The organism is Thiothrix eikelboomii, assembly GCF_900167255.1.
Classification (GTDB): Bacteria; Pseudomonadota; Gammaproteobacteria; order Thiotrichales; family Thiotrichaceae; genus Thiolinea; species Thiolinea eikelboomii.
This window is the reverse complement of the sequence record NZ_FUYB01000002.1, coordinates 327,478-344,614: the sequence shown is the minus strand read 5'-3', so window position 1 is coordinate 344,614 and position 17,137 is coordinate 327,478. Positions and strand designations below refer to the sequence as shown.

15 protein-coding genes are annotated in these 17,137 nt (G+C 49.2%); 4 read left to right on the top strand and 11 right to left on the bottom strand.

Annotation, left to right across the window (positions count from 1 at the left end; genetic code table 11):
* Positions 1–41 precede the first annotated feature (41 nt).
* The 10 genes from B5D50_RS03530 to B5D50_RS03485 are packed head-to-tail and all read right to left on the bottom strand — an operon-like array spanning position 42 to position 11,762.
* Positions 42–1,829, bottom strand: a complete 1,788-nt coding sequence (locus B5D50_RS03530; protein WP_078921186.1) for an acyl-CoA dehydrogenase — start codon at positions 1,827–1,829, stop codon at positions 42–44.
* A gap of 14 nt (positions 1,830–1,843) precedes the next feature.
* Entirely contained in the window at positions 1,844–2,263 is a 420-nt protein-coding gene (locus B5D50_RS03525) for an acyl-CoA thioesterase (RefSeq protein ID WP_078921185.1), read from the bottom strand.
* A gap of 8 nt (positions 2,264–2,271) precedes the next feature.
* A complete protein-coding gene (locus tag B5D50_RS03520; RefSeq protein ID WP_078921184.1) occupies positions 2,272–3,039 on the bottom strand; it encodes an SDR family NAD(P)-dependent oxidoreductase in 768 nt (255 codons plus the stop codon).
* Positions 3,040–3,047: 8 nt separating this feature from the next.
* The gene (locus B5D50_RS03515) at positions 3,048–4,316 is read right to left on the bottom strand and encodes a thiolase family protein (protein WP_078921183.1); all 1,269 of its coding nucleotides are present in this window, start codon (positions 4,314–4,316) and stop codon (positions 3,048–3,050) included.
* On the bottom strand, positions 4,313–5,083 hold the full coding sequence (locus tag B5D50_RS03510) for a crotonase/enoyl-CoA hydratase family protein (RefSeq protein WP_078921182.1): 771 nt from the start codon (positions 5,081–5,083) through the stop codon (positions 4,313–4,315). The genes B5D50_RS03515 and B5D50_RS03510 overlap by 4 nt, the downstream gene beginning before the upstream one ends.
* Before the next feature lie 19 nt (positions 5,084–5,102).
* Positions 5,103–6,971, bottom strand: a complete 1,869-nt coding sequence (locus B5D50_RS03505; protein ID WP_078921181.1) for a feruloyl-CoA synthase — start codon at positions 6,969–6,971, stop codon at positions 5,103–5,105.
* Between the two features lie 46 nt (positions 6,972–7,017).
* A complete protein-coding gene (locus B5D50_RS03500) occupies positions 7,018–8,163 on the bottom strand; it encodes an ABC transporter substrate-binding protein (protein ID WP_078921180.1) in 1,146 nt (381 codons plus the stop codon).
* A 40-nt stretch (positions 8,164–8,203) separates the two neighbouring features.
* Positions 8,204–8,953, bottom strand: a complete 750-nt coding sequence (locus tag B5D50_RS03495; RefSeq protein ID WP_078921179.1) for an ABC transporter ATP-binding protein — start codon at positions 8,951–8,953, stop codon at positions 8,204–8,206.
* Positions 8,953–10,728: a branched-chain amino acid ABC transporter ATP-binding protein/permease gene (locus tag B5D50_RS03490; protein WP_078921178.1), complete on the bottom strand. Its 1,776-nt coding sequence runs from the start codon at positions 10,726–10,728 to the stop codon at positions 8,953–8,955. Before B5D50_RS03490 ends, B5D50_RS03495 begins: the two co-directional genes overlap by 1 nt.
* Positions 10,725–11,762: a branched-chain amino acid ABC transporter permease gene (locus B5D50_RS03485; RefSeq protein WP_078921177.1), complete on the bottom strand. Its 1,038-nt coding sequence runs from the start codon at positions 11,760–11,762 to the stop codon at positions 10,725–10,727. Before B5D50_RS03485 ends, B5D50_RS03490 begins: the two co-directional genes overlap by 4 nt.
* 205 nt (positions 11,763–11,967) lie before the next feature.
* Here B5D50_RS03485 and B5D50_RS03480 point away from each other — a divergent pair, with 205 nt between their 5' ends.
* A complete protein-coding gene (locus tag B5D50_RS03480) occupies positions 11,968–12,846 on the top strand; it encodes a TetR/AcrR family transcriptional regulator (protein WP_143594230.1) in 879 nt (292 codons plus the stop codon).
* Positions 12,847–12,866: 20 nt separating this feature from the next.
* Here the strand turns inward: B5D50_RS03480 and B5D50_RS03475 are convergent, their stop codons facing one another.
* Positions 12,867–14,021 carry a CaiB/BaiF CoA transferase family protein gene (locus tag B5D50_RS03475; protein ID WP_078921175.1) on the bottom strand — a complete coding sequence of 385 codons (1,155 nt, stop codon included), beginning with the start codon at positions 14,019–14,021 and terminating at the stop codon, positions 12,867–12,869.
* A gap of 164 nt (positions 14,022–14,185) precedes the next feature.
* Between B5D50_RS03475 and pqqA the strand changes: the two genes are divergently transcribed.
* The 3 genes from pqqA to B5D50_RS03460 all read left to right on the top strand — a co-directional run bounded on the left by pqqA (position 14,186) and on the right by B5D50_RS03460 (position 17,075).
* Positions 14,186–14,272 (top strand): pyrroloquinoline quinone precursor peptide PqqA, encoded by an 87-nt coding sequence (pqqA, locus tag B5D50_RS20815; protein WP_078921174.1) that lies wholly within the window; start codon positions 14,186–14,188, stop codon positions 14,270–14,272.
* A gap of 4 nt (positions 14,273–14,276) precedes the next feature.
* Entirely contained in the window at positions 14,277–15,194 is a 918-nt protein-coding gene (gene pqqB / locus B5D50_RS03465) for a pyrroloquinoline quinone biosynthesis protein PqqB (RefSeq protein ID WP_078921173.1), read from the top strand.
* Between the two features lie 90 nt (positions 15,195–15,284).
* Complete coding sequence (locus tag B5D50_RS03460) at positions 15,285–17,075, top strand: AAA family ATPase (RefSeq protein WP_078921172.1); 1,791 nt, start codon at positions 15,285–15,287, stop codon at positions 17,073–17,075.
* The last annotated feature ends 62 nt before the right edge of the window (positions 17,076–17,137 follow it).

Sequence of the window (17,137 nt, the reverse complement as noted above, 5' to 3'; positions counted from 1 at the left end):
AATTATTTAGCCCCTGTTCGGACAGACAGGATTTAGGCTGGTTAGGCTTGAGCAAAATCAAAGGCTATTAAGCTCTCACCAGCCTGTCTCACGGTTGCAGCATAAGCACTGGCTTGTACCCCAAAACTATGGAAATAGAACTGAGTCAGCTCAATTAAGCTTTGGCAATAAGCCGGATCAAAACTTGAGTCGGCTTGTTTTGTGGCAGCGGCTAAAGCGAGTCGAGCTAATTGCCAAGCACCACAGACTGTACCAAGCAAGTATAAAAAGGGGGTTGCTGCGGCTAATACTTGGGCTTGTTGGGCTTGATCTTGATTCACAATCCAATCGCTGGCAGTTTTTAGGTCGGTTAACAGGGTTTTAAATGGCAGTGCTAACTGCGTCAATGCTGCTGAATGCGCTAAGGCAGGTTCAGTTTGTTGCATTTCCGCGATTAATTCGTATAAGGTCGCGCCTTGTTCCCGCAGGATTTTGCGCCCTATTAAATCATTGGCCTGAATCCCCGTAGTGCCTTCATAGATAGTAATAATTCGTGCATCGCGGAAGTATTGGGCAATTCCGGTTTCTTCCACAAAGCCCATACCGCCAAACACTTGAATGGCATCGTCACAGACTTCATTGCCAACTTCGGTACACCAGCCCTTAGCCACAGGCATCAGCAAATCCACATAGCGTCGATATTGATCAGCAATGACTGGATCGGGATGATGATGAGCTAAATCAAACCAGCCCGCTGCGGTATACAACAGTGAGCGCATCGCCATTACGCGGGCGCGCATCGACAAAATGGCGCGTTGCACATCTGGATGGCAAAGAATTGGCTGGCCGCTCTCACCCGTAATAGCATCCCGACCTTGTACCCGTGTGCGCGCATAATTGAGCGCATATTGATAAGCACGCTCAGCCAAGCCGACACCTTGTACACCTACGCCGAAACGTGCTTCATTCATCATAATGAACATGGTGGCTAAGCCGCGATTCGCCTCGCCAACTAAATAGCCAATCGCACCGCCTTCATCACCATAGCTTAAGGTACAAGTCGGGCTACCATGAATGCCCATTTTGTGTTCGATAGCAATACAGCGGACATCATTGCGCGTACTGGGCTTGCCTTCGGCATCGAGTAAGTATTTTGGGACGATAAATAAGGATAAGCCCTTCACTCCTGCGGGTGCATCGGGTAGGCGTGCTAACACTAAATGCACAATATTGGGGGTTAGCTCATGCTCACCGTAGGAAATGAAAATCTTTTGCCCAAACAGTTTATAAGTTCCATCCGCTTCTGGCACGGCACGAGTGCGGGTGGCAGCTAAATCTGAGCCTGCTTGGGGTTCAGTGAGATTCATAGTACTAGCCCATTCGCCACTAACCACTTTAGTGAGCCAAGTCTGCTTTTGCTCGAGGCTCGCGGCGATTTGCAAGGCTTCCGCTTGGCTGACATTGAGCTGTGGCAACATAGCAAAAGCCATATTGGTTGAGAACCACATTTCCCAAACTGGAGTAGAAACCAGCTTCGGTAAACCTTGTCCACCGTATTCTTGCGGCAAAGCCAAGCCTACCCAACCCGCATCCCGGAATTGATCATAAGCGGCTTGCCAGCCCTCGGGTGTATGGACGACTCCCTGCTCTAAGCGACAACCCTGCCGATCACCGCTTTGATTTAAAGGGGCTAAGACACCCGCAGCAAATTTGCCCGCTTCTTCTAACACGGCACTGACTAACTCTGCACTCACGTCTTCGCAGTTTGGTAAACTCGCAATTTCTTCTAAACCTGCAATAGTATGGAGAATAAATTGCATATCTCGCAGTGGAGCTTGGTAAGCGTACATAGTGTCCTCCTTATTTATTCGCAGGCGGCGCGAATATCCTCAGGAATAGGTAAGGCTTTAATCCGTAAGGCATTATCTGGATCTTGCATGGCGAATACTCGCACTTCACGGCCTTCACAGAGCACCTTACCCTCGCGCCGAGCGATATGTTTCATCACAAAGCTTTTGCCTCGCCATTCCTCAATCCAAGATTCAATTTCAATATCTTCGCCATAGGTGGCGGAGTTTTTAAAGCTGGCTTGAGCATCGACTAAGGGTGTACCGATAATACCGCGTTGCTCACGAGTATCGCGCCAGCTAGGAATGCCACAAGCTGTGAAAAATTCACGGCTAGCGGTATCAAACCATTTGAAATAATTGGCAAAAAAAACAATTTGTGCAGGATCACAGTCACTAAAGGCAATCCGATAGTGATAAATATGCGTGCGTGCCATGTCGTCTCCTAACGTGCTGCCATCCGCAGCGCACCGTCCAAACGGATTGTTTCGCCATTCAGCATAATATTGCTCACTATCGAGCAAACCATCTGTGCAAACTCAGCCGGATAACCTAAGCGGGGTGGGAAGGGCACCGATTCACCTAAAGACTGCTGAATTTCGGCTGGCAAAGCGGCCATCATCGGTGTCATGAATAAACCGGGTGCAATCGTCACGACCCGAATCCCATTTTTCGCTAACTCACGCGCCATCGGTAGGGTCATGGCAATCACGCCACCCTTGGAAGCTGCATACGCCGCTTGCCCAATTTGTCCATCATAAGCCGCAATCGAGGCCGTATTAATAATTACTCCGCGTTCACCTTCTGCTGCAGGCTCTAAAACAGCCATCGCCGCTGCTGCTAAGCGCGCCATATTGAAGCTACCGATCAGGTTTACTTGAAGGGTGCGGCTGAATTCAGCTAAAGGATGTGGGCCATTTTTACCCAAAACTTTGGCTGCACCACCAATCCCTGCACAATTGACTAAGCCGCGTAATTGACCGAATTTCGATACAGCTAAATTGACCGTGGTTTGTGCCTCGGTTTCATCGGCGACATTAGTGCGACTAAACACAGTACGCTCGCCGAGTTCTTGGGCTAAAGCCGTACCTTGGTCAGTGTTTAAATCAGCAATGACAACATTGGCACCTTGGGCATGTAAAGCACGCACGGTAGCTTCACCTAAACCTGATGCACCTCCTGTGACAATAAACGTATTATGGGTAAATTCCATGATGCCTCCTATTCAGCATTCTCAAGTAAAATTGCGACACCTTGACCACCGCCTGCACAAGCCGAGGCCACGCTGTATTTTAACCCAGCTTGTTGTGCTGCGCGTGCTGCGGTGAGACTTAAGCGGACTCCAGATGCACCTAAGGGGTGACCTATCGCAATCGCACCGCCGTTCACATTCGCTTTAGAAGGATCTAAATCTAATTCGCGTTCGCAAGCTAAATACTGTGCACCAAAGGCTTCGTTGATTTCCACGCGATCAATATCGCTGACTTGAATACCTGCCCGTTTCGCAGCCGCACGAATGGCTGGAGCTGGGCCTATTCCCATGATTTCTGGCGGAACGGCCACGGCGGCACCGTTTACAATCCGTGCAATTGGTTTTAAGCCATGCGCTCTTACCCAATCACCGTGGGCGACTAAGACCGCTGCTGCCCCATCGACAATCGCTGAGCTATTCCCGCCGGTTTGTACACCTCCAAACGCGGGTTTGAGTTTTTGCAAAGTTTCAAAGTGGGTAGCACGCACATGGCTATCGCGTTCAAAACTCTGAGCACGATCCGCGAGTTTCAGACCTCTGGGTTTATAACCATCTAATTCCCATTGGCTATTCACCACAGCGCTCACTTCTGCTTGGAAATAGCCCGCCTCCCAAGCCGCAACTGCACGCGCAAAGCTGGCTTCGGCAAAGCGGTCGACTTCTTCGCGGCTAATCTGATAGCGCTTAGCTAAGTTTTCAGCGGTATCACCCATCCCAATCCCAGGCGCCGTATCTTTGGTGGCTTCCCAGAGGAAGTCTTTAAATTCCAATTGTCCCATACGGAAGCCCGAGCGATGGGTGTAGGCTGCAATTGGATTGCGTGACATGGATTCAGTCCCGACGCAGAGCACCATTTTAGCTTTGCCTAAACTGATTTGGTCGGCAGCTGTCAAAATCGTTTCAAAGCCCGTACAGCAGAGGCGTTGGACTAATAAAGCGGGTACGTTAGGGTTGACACCTGAGTACAAACCAATATGGCGGGGAAGGAAATAAGCATCAAAGCTGGCTTGTGCCATATTGCCCGCAATAATCGCATTTACTTCCGTGGCAGGAATACCGCTGCTAGCCAATAAGCTGCGTGCTGCATAAATTCCTAAATCCGTGGGGGCAACCTCACGCAGTACACCGTTGTAATCTGCGAAGGGGGTGCGTTGGCCAGCAACTAACCAAATATCAGTGTAGCTGGCGGTGAGGGCAGCTGCTTCAGAGTCAGCAAAAGGATTGACCTTGGTATTCATGTTTGTGGACCTTTACCCGAGCGGTTGAGAAATTGCCCAATGCGTGCCACCACTTCAGGGCTGGTTTGGGTCAGTGCGGCGGTGAGGGATTCAACAAATAAACCATCATCTGAAGCCATATTGTTAATCCGTGAAATTGCCGACACCATTGCCCAATTGGCCATGGGGGCATTTTCTGCAATCCGTTGGGCGAGCTGTTGAGCTTTGCTGAGGCTTTCACCTTCACCCACTAAATAATGGGCTAAGCCTAAGCGTAAGCCTTCATCGGCATCGAGAATCCTCCCCGTGAGCATCATTTCGCACATACGCCCCGCTCCAATAATCGTGGCAACGCGCACCGAAGCACCACCCCCAACAAAAATACCGTGACGGCCTTCCGGTAATTGATAAATCGTACTGGGTTCAGAAACCCGCACATGGGTCGCGGTGGCTAATTCTAAGCCCCCACCAATCACTGCACCTTGCAGGGCGGCGATGACCGGAATACCACCATTTTGAATCCGATCAAAGATCCGATGCCAGCCCCGTGAGTGCTGCATCACGCCAAATGGATCGCGATGTTGATGTTCCGATAAATCTAAGCCAGCACAGAAATGCTTGCCTTCGCCCGCTAAAATGATCACCCGAGTTCCTTCAGGCGTTGTGATTAAGGCTTGCTCTAAAGCAGCGAGTAGGCGGTCACTGACAGCATTACGTTTTTCGGGGCGTGCTAGAGTTACCGTATAAATAGTCGCCTCATAGGCAGTTTTGACCAGTTGTTCGCTCATGGGCATATCCGTTAGGGCTTTAGCCTGCTAGGGTTAATGAAATAACCTGTTGATCAGGCTGCTCAGCATACAAGGCATTGACCAGTTCGGCACGCCGACTCAACACTAAGCGCTGATTGAGATAACCTTTATCGGTGATCTCTCCCGCCTCAACGGAAGGTGGCTCAGCCATTAACAGTGCCTTGAGTGCAAACATCGAAGAGCCTGTCCCCTGCGCGTGCAGAGCACGTAAACCTTGTTGCACACACTGGCGTACTGCTGGATGCGTGAGCACGGTTTCAACAGTCGCATCGGCAGGCAGCTCAGGACACAGACGGCGGCATTCTGGCAGATTAGGAAATACCAAGAAACCCACTGCGTTACGATCATGACCCGTGACCACAATGTCTTGTGCGACGGGTTTGAGTGCATCAATTCCCGCGACTCGCAGTGCACCCACATGAACCCAAGTTCCGGTCAATAGCTTAAAGTCTTCACTGACTCGTCCATCAAACAGCAAACCTAATTCAGGATGCTGCGGGTCGACGAATTTCATTGCATCGCCAATCTTATAAAAGCCATCGGTGTCGAAGGCTTGTGCAGTTGCTTCAGGATTCTTCCAATAACCGGGGAAGACATTGGGTCCTTTAACTCGTACTTCTAGTTTGCCTGCATTAGGCACCAGTTTGAGTGTAGTGCCCGGAACTGGGATACCCACTACACCCGAGCGTTCGGCTTGGAAATGGCAGTCGGTCGCCATTGGTGCGGTTTCAGTTGACCCCCATGAAGAGACTAACATGGTTTCACAACCCGGTACGCTAGCCGCCAACTCCTGCATCGCAGTCCATAAATGTTGGGGCAGGGCAGCACCTGCATAGAAGATATAACGCAAATTCCGGAAAAAATTTTCACGCAGCGGCTGATCTTCACGCAATAGCGGAACCAGCATGTCATAAGCACGTGGCACACTAAAATAAACGGTGGGGGAAATTTCGCGTAGGTTATTCACCGTTTTTGCCAGCAAACCGGGGGCTGGCTTGCCTTCGTCTATATAGAGGGTTCCGCCCCACGCGAGCACCATATTAAAATTATGATTGCTGCCAAAGGTATGACTCCAGGGCAGCCAATCGACTAAGACGGGTTTTTCTATTCTCAAAAATGGCCAAGCTTGTACCTTGGCTTGCTGATTAGAGCAGAGCATCCGCTGGGTATTAATCACGGCTTTTGGCACTCCGGTTGAACCAGAGGTAAACAGAAATTTAGCAATGGTATCCGGCGTGACTTGCTCAAACGCAGCCAGCACAGCCGCTTCATCGGTGGCTGTCAACGCTTCAGCCAAGCGTATTGCACCCTCAGGTAAGACTGCGCTCTTGCCACCGGCAAGCACTATGCCATGATGTAGGCCTGCAATATGATTTAAGGCAGGCACAAAATGGTCAATGGGATCAGCATAAATCACCCCCGGATTGAGCAATTTAATATTTTCTTTCAGTTTGGCATGGTCTTGTGAGAGCAGCGAATAGCCCTGTGAGATTGCACAAGAAGGTACTCCAATATGCAGGGCGGCGAGCATGAGTAAAGCATGCTCAATCGAGTTATCGGACAGAATCACCACGGGGCGCTCTGCCGATAAATTTTGCGTTAACAGCCAAGTTGCCAGCGCCACAACCTGCTGGCGCACTTCACCGTAACTGAGCTTCTGCCATTCGCCACTGGCATCACGCTGGGCAAGAAATAGTTGCTCAGGGGTTGTTTTGGCCCAATGCTCCAGCCAATCACCCACACAACGGGCATAGTTTTCATCAAAGGGAAGGCCAGAGCGCAGCCATTGCGTGCCGTCTTCCCGTACTTCCTGTTGTACACTGGGGGGCGCATAAATACGCCCCGTGTCTTGAGTTTGAACTGTCATGGCAATCACGCCTCCTTGGCCTCTATTTCTTGCAGCCTACCGCTAATTATTGGGCTTGAATTAACTTAAATTCGCCACCTTGGACTTGAATTAAAACCCGACCACGGTTATCCAAACCAAAGTGGTTTTCTGGGGTCATGGTATAAACACCGTGTACCCCGACGACATCTTTGGTTGCCTCTAACGCATCACGTAAACCTTGGCGGAATTCTGGTGTACCCGGTTTACCGGCCTTGAGTGCAGTCGGCACTGCAGCTTCTAATAGGCGGAAGGCATCATTCGCGTGGCCTGCAAAAGAAGTGAAGCTTTTCTCGCCATACTTTTCGTTGTATTGCTTAGTGAGTTCTTGGCCTGCTTTTTTCGACGGATGATCATCAGGAATTTGATCAACCACTACCACTGGGCCAATCGGCATAATCACATTTTCAGCGGCTTTTTGTGCCACTTTCATAAAGGCTGGGCTAGCAGCAGCATGTGTTTGGTAAATTTGACCTTTATAACCACGTTCGATTAAACCTAATTGCGGTAAAGCTGCTGGGCTACCTGAACCTACCACTAAGACCGCATCAGTTTTTGCGCTGGTGAGCTTCAGAATTTGCCCTGTGACTGAGGTATCAGTGCGGTTATAGCGCTCGATGGGGTCGAGTTTAATCCCTGCTTCTTCTAACGGTTTTTTCAGGGCAGTCAGCCAGTCTTCACCATAAGCATCGGAGAAACCAATGAAACCTAAAGTTTTTATGCCTTTCGCTTTCATGTGTTCAGCTAAGGCACTGGCCATGACATCATTGTGCTGGGGAGTACGGAAGACCCAAGTATTTTTGTCCGCTGGCAAATTAATTGGCGCTAAAGCAATTTGCGGGGTTTTGGTTTCGAAGGCGACTTCAGTCACGGCTAAAGAAGTGGGGGTGACTGAAGAGCCGACTAAGACATCTACTTTATCTTCTGAGGTTAATTTGCGAGCGTTTTTAGTGGCAGCAGTGGGATCAGTCGCATCATCGAGCACGATGTAATTGATCTTTTCACCGGCGATTTCAGTGGGCATCATCGCTAAAGCATTCTTTTCTGGAATCCCTAAAGCAGCACCGGGCCCTGTGGTCGATAAGCTGACACCGACATTAATATCAGCCATAGCAGCCTGTGCAGATAAAGCTAAGCCGACTGCGCAAGCTAAAGCGAGTGGGTTTAATTTCATGGTTCTCTCCTCCAAAATTAACAACACTAATTAACAACACTTAGGTAGATAGCAAGTCTTGGTGTTTGCCACCGAGACCTAAATAGGTTTCGATCACCCGTGGATCATCACGTAATTGGCTGGCAGGGCCTTCCATCGCAGTGCGCCCGTTTTCCAGCACATAGGCATAATCGGCGACTTGCAAGGCCGCGCGCGCATTTTGCTCAACTAATAAAATCGAAACACCGCGCTGGCGTAGTTCGGCAATAATGCGAAAAATTTCGCGCACGATCAGCGGCGCTAAGCCTAGACTGGGTTCATCGAGCATCAACAGGCGCGGTTTCGCCATTAAGGCACGTCCTACTGCGAGCATTTGCCGCTCCCCCCCAGACAGCGTGCCAGCGTGTTGATGGCGGCGCTCTTTAAGGCGGGGGAATAAGTCATAAACTTGTTGCAGGGTGGCTGCTGCATCCCGATGCCCGGCCCGATGGCGTTGGAAAGCACCCAAAATCAGGTTATCTTCCACCGACATTTCACTAAAAAGTTCGCGCTTTTCTGGGACGAGAATCAGGCCGCGCCCTACCAGATGCTCAACCTCGGGCTGAGCTTCGAGCACCCCATCAAATTCGATATTACCTTTCGAAGGTAGTAAGCCGATGGCCGCCGAAAGTAGGGTGGTTTTGCCGGCACCGTTGGGGCCAATCACGGTGACAATTTGCCCTTCACCGACGCTCAAATTAATATTGCTCAGGGCTTCAACTTTGCCATAGGCAGCGGAAAGCTGCCGAATTGCTAAGACTGCTTGGGTCATTATTCCACCCCTCCTAAATATGCTTCCAAGACGGCGGGGTCTTGCTGCACTTCTTCAGGCAAGCCTTCGGCAATTTTCTCACCAAATTCCATGACGAGGACCCGATCGACTAAGCCCATCACGAAATCCATATCATGCTCGACTAAGAGAATTGCCATGCCTTCCGCTTTGAGCTTTTTTAGTAAATCGCCCAAAGCTTGCTTTTCACGATACCGTAAACCCGCCGCTGGCTCATCGAGCAGCAATAAACAAGGATCAGAGCAGAGTGCGCGGGCAATTTCTAAAATACGTTGCTGGCCTAAAGCGAGGCTACCCGCTTCGACCTGTAGATACTCACCTAAACCCACGCGCTCTAATTGGCGGGCGGCTTCAGCGAGTAAACTCGCTTCTTCGTGGCGTTCAGTGTGGGCAGCAGCGGCTAATACGCCCTTAGATCCGCGCAGATGCGCCCCAATCGCAACGTTTTCTAAGACGGTCATGGTGGGCAATAACTTTACATGCTGGAAGGTACGACTCATTCCCATGCCAGCAATCGTGCGCGAATTCATGCCCGTGATAGTTTGCCCCAAGAAACGAAGCTCACCCGAAGTCGGGGTATCCACCCCTGAAATCTGATTAAACAGGGTGCTCTTGCCAGCCCCATTCGGGCCAATCAGTGCCAGAATCTCACCTGCATGTAGGCGTAGATTCATTTTATTATTGGCAATTAAGCCCCCGAATTTCCGTGTGACTTCTTTGGCCTCCAAAATCACCTCACCCGTTGTGGGCAGTTCGCGACGTGGCAAAGCCGCTGCCTTCGGGGCAATTCGTTTCGGCTGCTTTTTGACTGGGACTAATTTAGTTAAAAAAGGCCAAATGCCATCACGGGCATATTGCAGCATCAGGATCATCATCACGCCGAAGATAATCGTTTCAAAATTGCCGGATTGACCTAAAAGCTGGGGCAACCAATCTTGTAGCCATTGTTTAAGAATAGTAATCACCCCGGCCCCGATTAAAGCCCCCCAAACACTGGCAGCACCACCGACCACCGCCATGAACAGATATTCAATCCCGCTATGTAATCCAAACGGCGTGGGATTCACTAGGCGTTGCAGATGGGCATACAGCCAACCTGAAATACAAGCGAACAAGGCTGCAATCAAGAAAATCGTCATGCGTGAGCGTAAGGTATTGACGCCCATCGCCTCGGCCATGACTCGTCCACCTTTAAGAGCGCGGATCGCTCGGCCTTCACGGGAATCGAGTAAGTTGCTGGTGGCTAACATAGCCAATAGCAAGAAGCCTAGAATCAGATAAAAAATTTCTTGGCCTTCATCTAAGGCAAAGCCAAAGATAGCAATCGGTGGAATCCCCGATAAGCCCGTATGTCCGCCTAAGGTTTCCATCGTCCCGAATAGAAAATAGAGACTAATCCCCCATGCAATCGTGCCTAGTGGTAAATAATGGCCGGATAAACGCAGAGTCAAAGCACCTAAAATAAAGGCAACCCCGAGGGTAATCACTATCCCTGCCAGCAAACCCAGCCAAGGGGAGGCATGGAATTGAGTGGTTAAAACAGCCGTAGTATAAGCCCCTAAACCTACAAAAGCAGCTTGGCCAAAACTGGTTAAACCACCTACACCCGTCAAGAGCACTAAGCCCAAAGCAACCAAGGCATACAGGCCAATATAGTTCATTAATGTGATATGGAAAGCAGGTAGCACTAACGGCGCCACTAGCGCTAGCAGGACGAAGCTTAGAGTTAACAGGCGGGGTGATAAAGCTAATTTCATTCTTCATCCTCCACCTGCGTGCTTTTCAGTGAGCGCCAAAGCAAGACTGGAATAATCAGCGTGAACACAATCACTTCTTTATATTCACTGGCCCAGAATGAAGAGAAAGCCTCTAATAAACCGACTAATAAAGCGCCCAAGGCTGCCAGCGGATAACTGGCTAAACCGCCGATAATCGCGGCAACGAAACCTTTAAGGCCAATTAAGAAACCAGTGTCGTAGTAGATCGTAGTGATCGGCGCAATCAATACTCCTGAAAATGCACCAATTAAAGTCGCTACAAAAAACGTGATTTTGCCTGCTAGAGCCGGGCGTATCCCCATTAGGCGGGCACCCACGCGATTGATCGCGGTCGCCCGTAAGGCCTTGCCGTAGAGGGTGCGTTCAAAGAAGAAATACAAAGCCGTGATACAAGCCAGTGAGGTGAAAACTACCACTAAGGTTTGACCTGAAACCGTCAAAGCGCCTAAATCAAAACTCGCTTCACTAAAAGCGGGGGTGCGTTGGCCCTCCGCTCCAAAAAAGAGTAGACCTAAACCCACCAGTGATAAGTGCAAAGCGACCGATAAAATCAACAGGATTAAAACCGAAGCATCGGCTAAGGGTTGATACACCAAGCGATAGAGCATCGGTCCCATCGGTACAATGATGCCGAGGGTTAGGAGCATTTGTATTAATAGGGGGAGTTTAGCTAGTGGTAATAAGAATAAAATTGCTAGCAGCAGCAGAGGATAAGCCAGATTCCAAAGCAAAATATTGATGAGTCGGTCATTACGCTTTGAGCGGGCGGCGCGAATTCCATCCAATAAGGCAACCATGACTCCTAAAACAACTAACAGCCAGATAGTGGCAGGTGCAGCACCTGTTTGCAGGGTTGCCATCGTCAAAGCGCCATAGGCTACAAATTCACCTTGAGGGATAAAAATGACCCGTGTCACAGCGAACACGAGGACGAGAGCCAGCGCAAGTAGCGCATAAATAGCACCGTTGGTGATGCCATCTTGCCCGAGAATTAAGGCTATCTGTAAATCCACATAGACCTCCTCCTGTCGTATTATGGATCGCTTAGCGCGGGATTGAGTGATTCGCAAATTAGCAGTTAAAAACTAACTTGTCAAACGGTTGTTTTATTAATTAGTTTGTGCTAATTTGTTTAGTTAGTCATAAGCGAGAGGACGAAAGAGTATGCAGCAAGCAGAGCAGCAGTCTGAACTAAGATCTGAATTAAGATCTGAGGATATGAAGCAAGTAGAAACTGAAATTTTGCGTTTAGCCCGTGAGTTGCCTGAGTTAGGGCAAGCGGCAGTGGCCACTCGTTTACAAAAGGCAGGCCTACAAATTTCGGCCTCTGGGGTGCGCTATATTTGGCAAAAATATGGCTTAGAAACGGCGGTGAAGCGCTTACAAGCTTTAGCCGCAGAAAACGATGGTTGTTTAACTAGCCTGACGGTTAATCAACGCCGTTATTTAGAGCGGGGCTTATTGAGTACTCGTCTTGCTCAGGGGGAGCTTGCTGATGATGAACTAGCCACGGTGCCAGAATCAGAGCTTGAGCCTTTGGATCGGCGGCGCATTATCTTGAATACTGCCGCAGAACTGTTTTCGACCCAAGGTTTTGACCGTACCACGATTCGGGATATTGCCGGGCAAGCAGGCTTATTGCCGGGGTCGGTTTATCATTATTTTTCTTCCAAAGAAGAGCTGTACATGGCAGTGCATCAAGAGGGGTTTCGCTCGGTGATGATGCAATTACAAGCAGCGGTGGACGAGGCAACCGATCCTTGGGAACGTTTAACCCGTGCCTTTACGGTGCATATTAATGGGATGGTCGGCGGCTCGGCGATTGATCGCTTAACCGGGCATAGCCTCGCTTTGACGGGGCATCCACGTTTATTGGAGATGATTCGCGCTGATCGGGATGCTTATGAGGATGTGATTAAAGCTTTAATTACGGCTTTGCCGCTTAAGCCTGCCGTGAATCGTACCCTGTTACGCTTACAACTATTAGGCGCGATGAACTGGGTCTATGTCTGGTATCACGAGGGCAAACTTAGCTCTGCACAAATTGCCGCACAGATGATTGAGATGCTGCGGTTAGGGGTGGAGAACCAAGCTTGATTATCAAGCTTGGTTCATGCTTACTGTGCTGGTTTTTGAAGGGCTGCCAAGATTTCTTCAGTATGCTCACCAATGGCGGCTAAATTGGGATCAGTTGGAAATAAAGCTTGGCCATCGACTTCAAAGGGTAAGCCAGGTGCACGATAAATTTGCCCAGTTTCATTATCCACTGAGCTCAGTAAACCATTCGGACGATTCACATGGGGGTCATCATACATTTCAACAGGCCGTGAGACTGGTCCAAACGGGATACCTTGCTGTTCTAACTGAGCGGCTAGCTCTGCATAAGGCTGTTTAGCGACGGCAGCAGCGACGAGCGGAATCGTCCATGCGCGATGGTTGATCTGCTGCATCCGGGTCTGCAAGCGCGGGGCAGTGAGTAAATCCTCCAAACCTAATAAGCGACAAACCAGCTCCCAATGCCCACCTGTAATCGCGCCAATGAAAATTGACCGCTCATCTTGGGTGGTAAAGATGTCATAAATCGGCCACGAGAACTCACGATTTGGCATCGGTGGTGATTCAGTGCCTTCTAGATCAAATTGCACCATGTGCTGCATGACTAGTAGTAGGCAACTTTCAAATAGGCCCGTGCGGATTTGATGGCCTAGGCCATCTTGCTGGCGTTTAAATAAGGCAGCCACCACCCCAAACGCGGTGAATAAGCCGCCCGTAATATCCACTGTCGAAGAGCCAATCCGTAATGGGCGACCTTTCGGCCCAGTCATATAGGCCATGCCAGTCATCATTTGCACGACCTCATCCATTGCAGTGCGGTTTTCATACGGACCTTGTAAGAAGCCTTTGCAGGAAGCGATGATCAGGGTGGGATATTTTTCCTGTAATTGAGTAGGGGCTAAGCCTAGCTTTTCCATTGAGCCATCACGGAAGTTTTCTAAAAAGACATCGGCAGTGCTAATCAATTGATGAAGCGTGGCTAAACCTTCGGGTGTTTTAGTGTTTAAGACCACAGATTTTTTACCTCGATTAAAACTAGGGTAAAAGCCTCGCCCCATGCCAGTAAGTTTGCGAGTGTTATCGCCATCGGGTGGTTCGATTTTGATGACTTCAGCGCCGAGTGAAGCTAAAAAAAATCCAGCTGAAGGCCCCATAATCATGTGGCTAATTTCTATTACACGAATACCTGCTAAGGGCTGGTAGCTTTGATCTATCATCGTCTTAACTCCTCCGATACTGAGCTTCAGGTTAGCATTGCTTTAAGCATTTTCAAATTTAAAAAGGAGTGCTAATTTTTTGGTTAAATTTAAAAGTTTCCCAACCTTTCCCCAACCCTTATGAGTTATAGTTAAAAATCCGATAAACTGATGAGGAGCATTTTATGAAAAAATCACTGAAATGGACTAAGCCAGCGTTTAAAGATCTGCGTTATGGGTTTGAAATCAACCTGTACATCATGAATCGCTAAGCACTTGTTTGTCTTAGTACTCGGTTCTGCTGCGGGAGGTGGATTCCCGCAGTGGAATTGTAATTGCCCGATGTGTGCGGGAGTGCGCGATGGCAAGATCCAAGCCCAAGCACGCACGCAATCCTCGATTGCGGTATCCACTGATAAGGTTCACTGGGTCTTAGTGAATGCCTCTCCTGATATTCGCACGCAAATTAATACCCTACATCACTACTTACAACCTGCACGCACTTTGCGTGACTCGGGGATTAGTGCAGTATTGCTAGCGGACAGCCAAATTGATCACACCACAGGCTTATTGATCCTCCGCGAAAGTAAACAGCCTTTGGAGTTATATTGCACCGATCGGGTGTATGAAGATTTAACTACAGGCTTCCCGGTATTAACGATGCTGTCACATTATTGTGGGGTCAATCGGCACAGCTTGATGTTGGATGGTTCCGCTTTAAAGATTCCAAAGCTCGATCACTTAAATATCACCCCCGTTCCTTTGCATAGCAAAGCCCCGCCGTATTCGCCGCATCGACATCAGCCATCGGCAGGGGACAATCTTGGATTCTGGTTTGAAGATACGCAGACGGGCGGTAAATTATTTTATGCACCGGGCTTGGGTGAAATTGAACCGCATTTACAGCCTTATTTTGCAAAGGCCAATGCGGTATTAGTCGATGGTACTTGTTGGACAGATGATGAAATGTCGCGCCGCCAAGTTGGACATAAATTAGCGCGTGAAATGGGGCATCTGCCCCAGTCAGGCAAAGGCGGCATGATCGAGTGGCTAGCTAATTTCCCTAAGACGCGCAAGATTCTAATTCATATTAATAACACGAATCCAATTTTGGAGGATACTTCGGTGGAGCGTGCGGAATTAACGCAGGCCGGAATTGAAGTGTCTTGGGATGGGATGCTGTTGGAGCTTTGACGCATCCGACCAAGCAGGAAGGTTTTCTGCACACAGTGGGTTTTCCCTTCTGTGCTATCCTAAAGAGCATACTCTAGCAGGAGTGAGTTCATGATTCGGTTTCCCTACGGCATTAGTAATTTTCCCGTCATCCGCACGGAAGGCTATCTGTATCTTGACCGTACTCACTATCTTCCCCTGCTGGAAGAAGCGGGTAAGCAACTCGTGTTTTTGCGTCCGCGCCGTTTTGGTAAATCCCTGCTGCTCTCTATGCTGGCAAATTATTATGACATCAAAACCGCTGACCAATTTGATACTCTGTTTAGCGGCTTGGAAGTTGGGCATAACTCTACCCCGGAGCATAACCGTTACCTGATTCTGCGCTGGGATTTCTCTAATGTATTGGCACAAGGCAGTGCTGAACAGATCAGGCAAAACTTATTTGATCACCTCAATGTGCGTATTCAGGGTTTCGTCAATCAATATCGTGAACAACTACCCGACGTGCAGCTGAACTTGCTGCGTGACAATGCCTTGTCGTCGTTTGAAGAGTTGGTGACGGTGGTACAAGAGCATGGACATCAGATTTACTTGTTAATCGACGAATATGACAATTTTGCCAACGAAGTCCTGGTCAGAGATGCACACAATAGCCGTCCTTACCGTGAACTGTTAGAAGGTGAAGGCATTCTCAAAGGTTTATTCAAGATCATCAAAACCAGTGCAGCTGAAGGCAAACTTGCACGGGTATTCATTACAGGCGTATCCCCCTTGGTGCTGGCGGATATGACCAGCGGTTATAATGTGGCGACGGATATTTCCCAGCAACCTCGTTTCAACACCTTGTGTGGCCTTACCCAGCAGGAGTTAGGTGGACTGGTGACTACTGTTTTGCAAGACTGTGGGCAAGATGAATCTCAAGGTGAGGGTTTGCTGCAAACCTTGAAGCAGTTTTACAACGGCTATCGTTTCTGTGACCAACTGGATCAGCCACTCCTCTACAATCCCATCTTGTGTTTCTATTTTCTGCGCCATTATCAGGATGAGTGCAAAGCCCCCCGGCAGATGCTCGACGGCAATCTCATGATGGATGCGGCGCGTATTCGTTACTTGGCGAACCAACCCAGTGGCACGGATGTGGTAGAGCGGATTCTCGATGAAGAAAACACCATTACCTTGGATGTACTGGAAAATCGTTTTGGAGTAGAAAAACTGGCCGATTTACAACAGGATGAACGTTACCTATTGTCATTGCTGTATTATTTCGGAGTGCTGACGATTGTTGATACCGATAGGCTCGGCAAACTGATGCTGGGTATCCCTAATCTGGTCACCCGCGCTTTGTATGTGGATGAATTGCGCCAGCGCATTCTGCCAGCCCCCAAAGACCGGATTGCGGTTGCCAATCTGGCCGAAAAATTCTATCAAACCGCTGATCTGCAACCCTTGGCTGATTATCTTGAGCAGAAATACTTCGCTGCTTTCAATAACCGTGATTATGCATGGAGCAATGAACTCACCATCAAGACCGCGTTCCTGACCTTACTCTTCAACGACATTTATTACGTGGTGGATTCAGAAACGGCTCTGCAACGCCGTTATGCCGATCTAGTGCTCATCATTCGTCCGAGTATGCGTCAGTATCCGACACTAAAAGATCTGGTACTCGAATTCAAATACCTGCCGCTAGCAGACTTAAAGCTGACAGGCGAACAGGTGCGTGAACAATCCCGTGAGCATTTGATGCAACTACCGGCGGTGCAAGCAGCTTTACAAGCGGCCTTAGCGCAATTACAACACTATCGCACAGTCTTAGTGGACAAGTACCAAGAACCCCAGCGCTTATATTGTATGGCCGTGGTTGCCTTGGGTTTTGATCGAGTGGTCTGGCAAACCTTGTAAGTGGGCGCTGTCCCAACCTTTTCCCAACCACAGTATCCGCATACTATAATAGTAGTGCCTTA

Excerpts from the sequence above, each read along its gene's own strand:
- B5D50_RS03530 (WP_078921186.1), bottom strand. The coding sequence starts at position 1,829 with ATGTACGCTTACCAAGCTCCACTGCGAGATATGCAATTTATTCTCCAT.
- B5D50_RS03525 (WP_078921185.1), bottom strand. The coding sequence starts at position 2,263 with ATGGCACGCACGCATATTTATCACTATCGGATTGCCTTTAGTGACTGT.
- B5D50_RS03520 (WP_078921184.1), bottom strand. The coding sequence starts at position 3,039 with ATGGAATTTACCCATAATACGTTTATTGTCACAGGAGGTGCATCAGGT.
- B5D50_RS03515 (WP_078921183.1), bottom strand. The coding sequence starts at position 4,316 with ATGAATACCAAGGTCAATCCTTTTGCTGACTCTGAAGCAGCTGCCCTC.
- B5D50_RS03510 (WP_078921182.1), bottom strand. The coding sequence starts at position 5,083 with ATGAGCGAACAACTGGTCAAAACTGCCTATGAGGCGACTATTTATACG.
- B5D50_RS03505 (WP_078921181.1), bottom strand. The coding sequence starts at position 6,971 with ATGACAGTTCAAACTCAAGACACGGGGCGTATTTATGCGCCCCCCAGT.
- B5D50_RS03500 (WP_078921180.1), bottom strand. The coding sequence starts at position 8,163 with ATGAAATTAAACCCACTCGCTTTAGCTTGCGCAGTCGGCTTAGCTTTA.
- B5D50_RS03495 (WP_078921179.1), bottom strand. The coding sequence starts at position 8,953 with ATGACCCAAGCAGTCTTAGCAATTCGGCAGCTTTCCGCTGCCTATGGC.
- B5D50_RS03490 (WP_078921178.1), bottom strand. The coding sequence starts at position 10,728 with ATGAAATTAGCTTTATCACCCCGCCTGTTAACTCTAAGCTTCGTCCTG.
- B5D50_RS03480 (WP_143594230.1), top strand. The coding sequence starts at position 11,968 with ATGAAGCAAGTAGAAACTGAAATTTTGCGTTTAGCCCGTGAGTTGCCT.
- B5D50_RS03475 (WP_078921175.1), bottom strand. The coding sequence starts at position 14,021 with ATGATAGATCAAAGCTACCAGCCCTTAGCAGGTATTCGTGTAATAGAA.
- pqqA (WP_078921174.1), top strand. The coding sequence starts at position 14,186 with ATGAAAAAATCACTGAAATGGACTAAGCCAGCGTTTAAAGATCTGCGT.
- B5D50_RS03460 (WP_078921172.1), top strand. The coding sequence starts at position 15,285 with ATGATTCGGTTTCCCTACGGCATTAGTAATTTTCCCGTCATCCGCACG.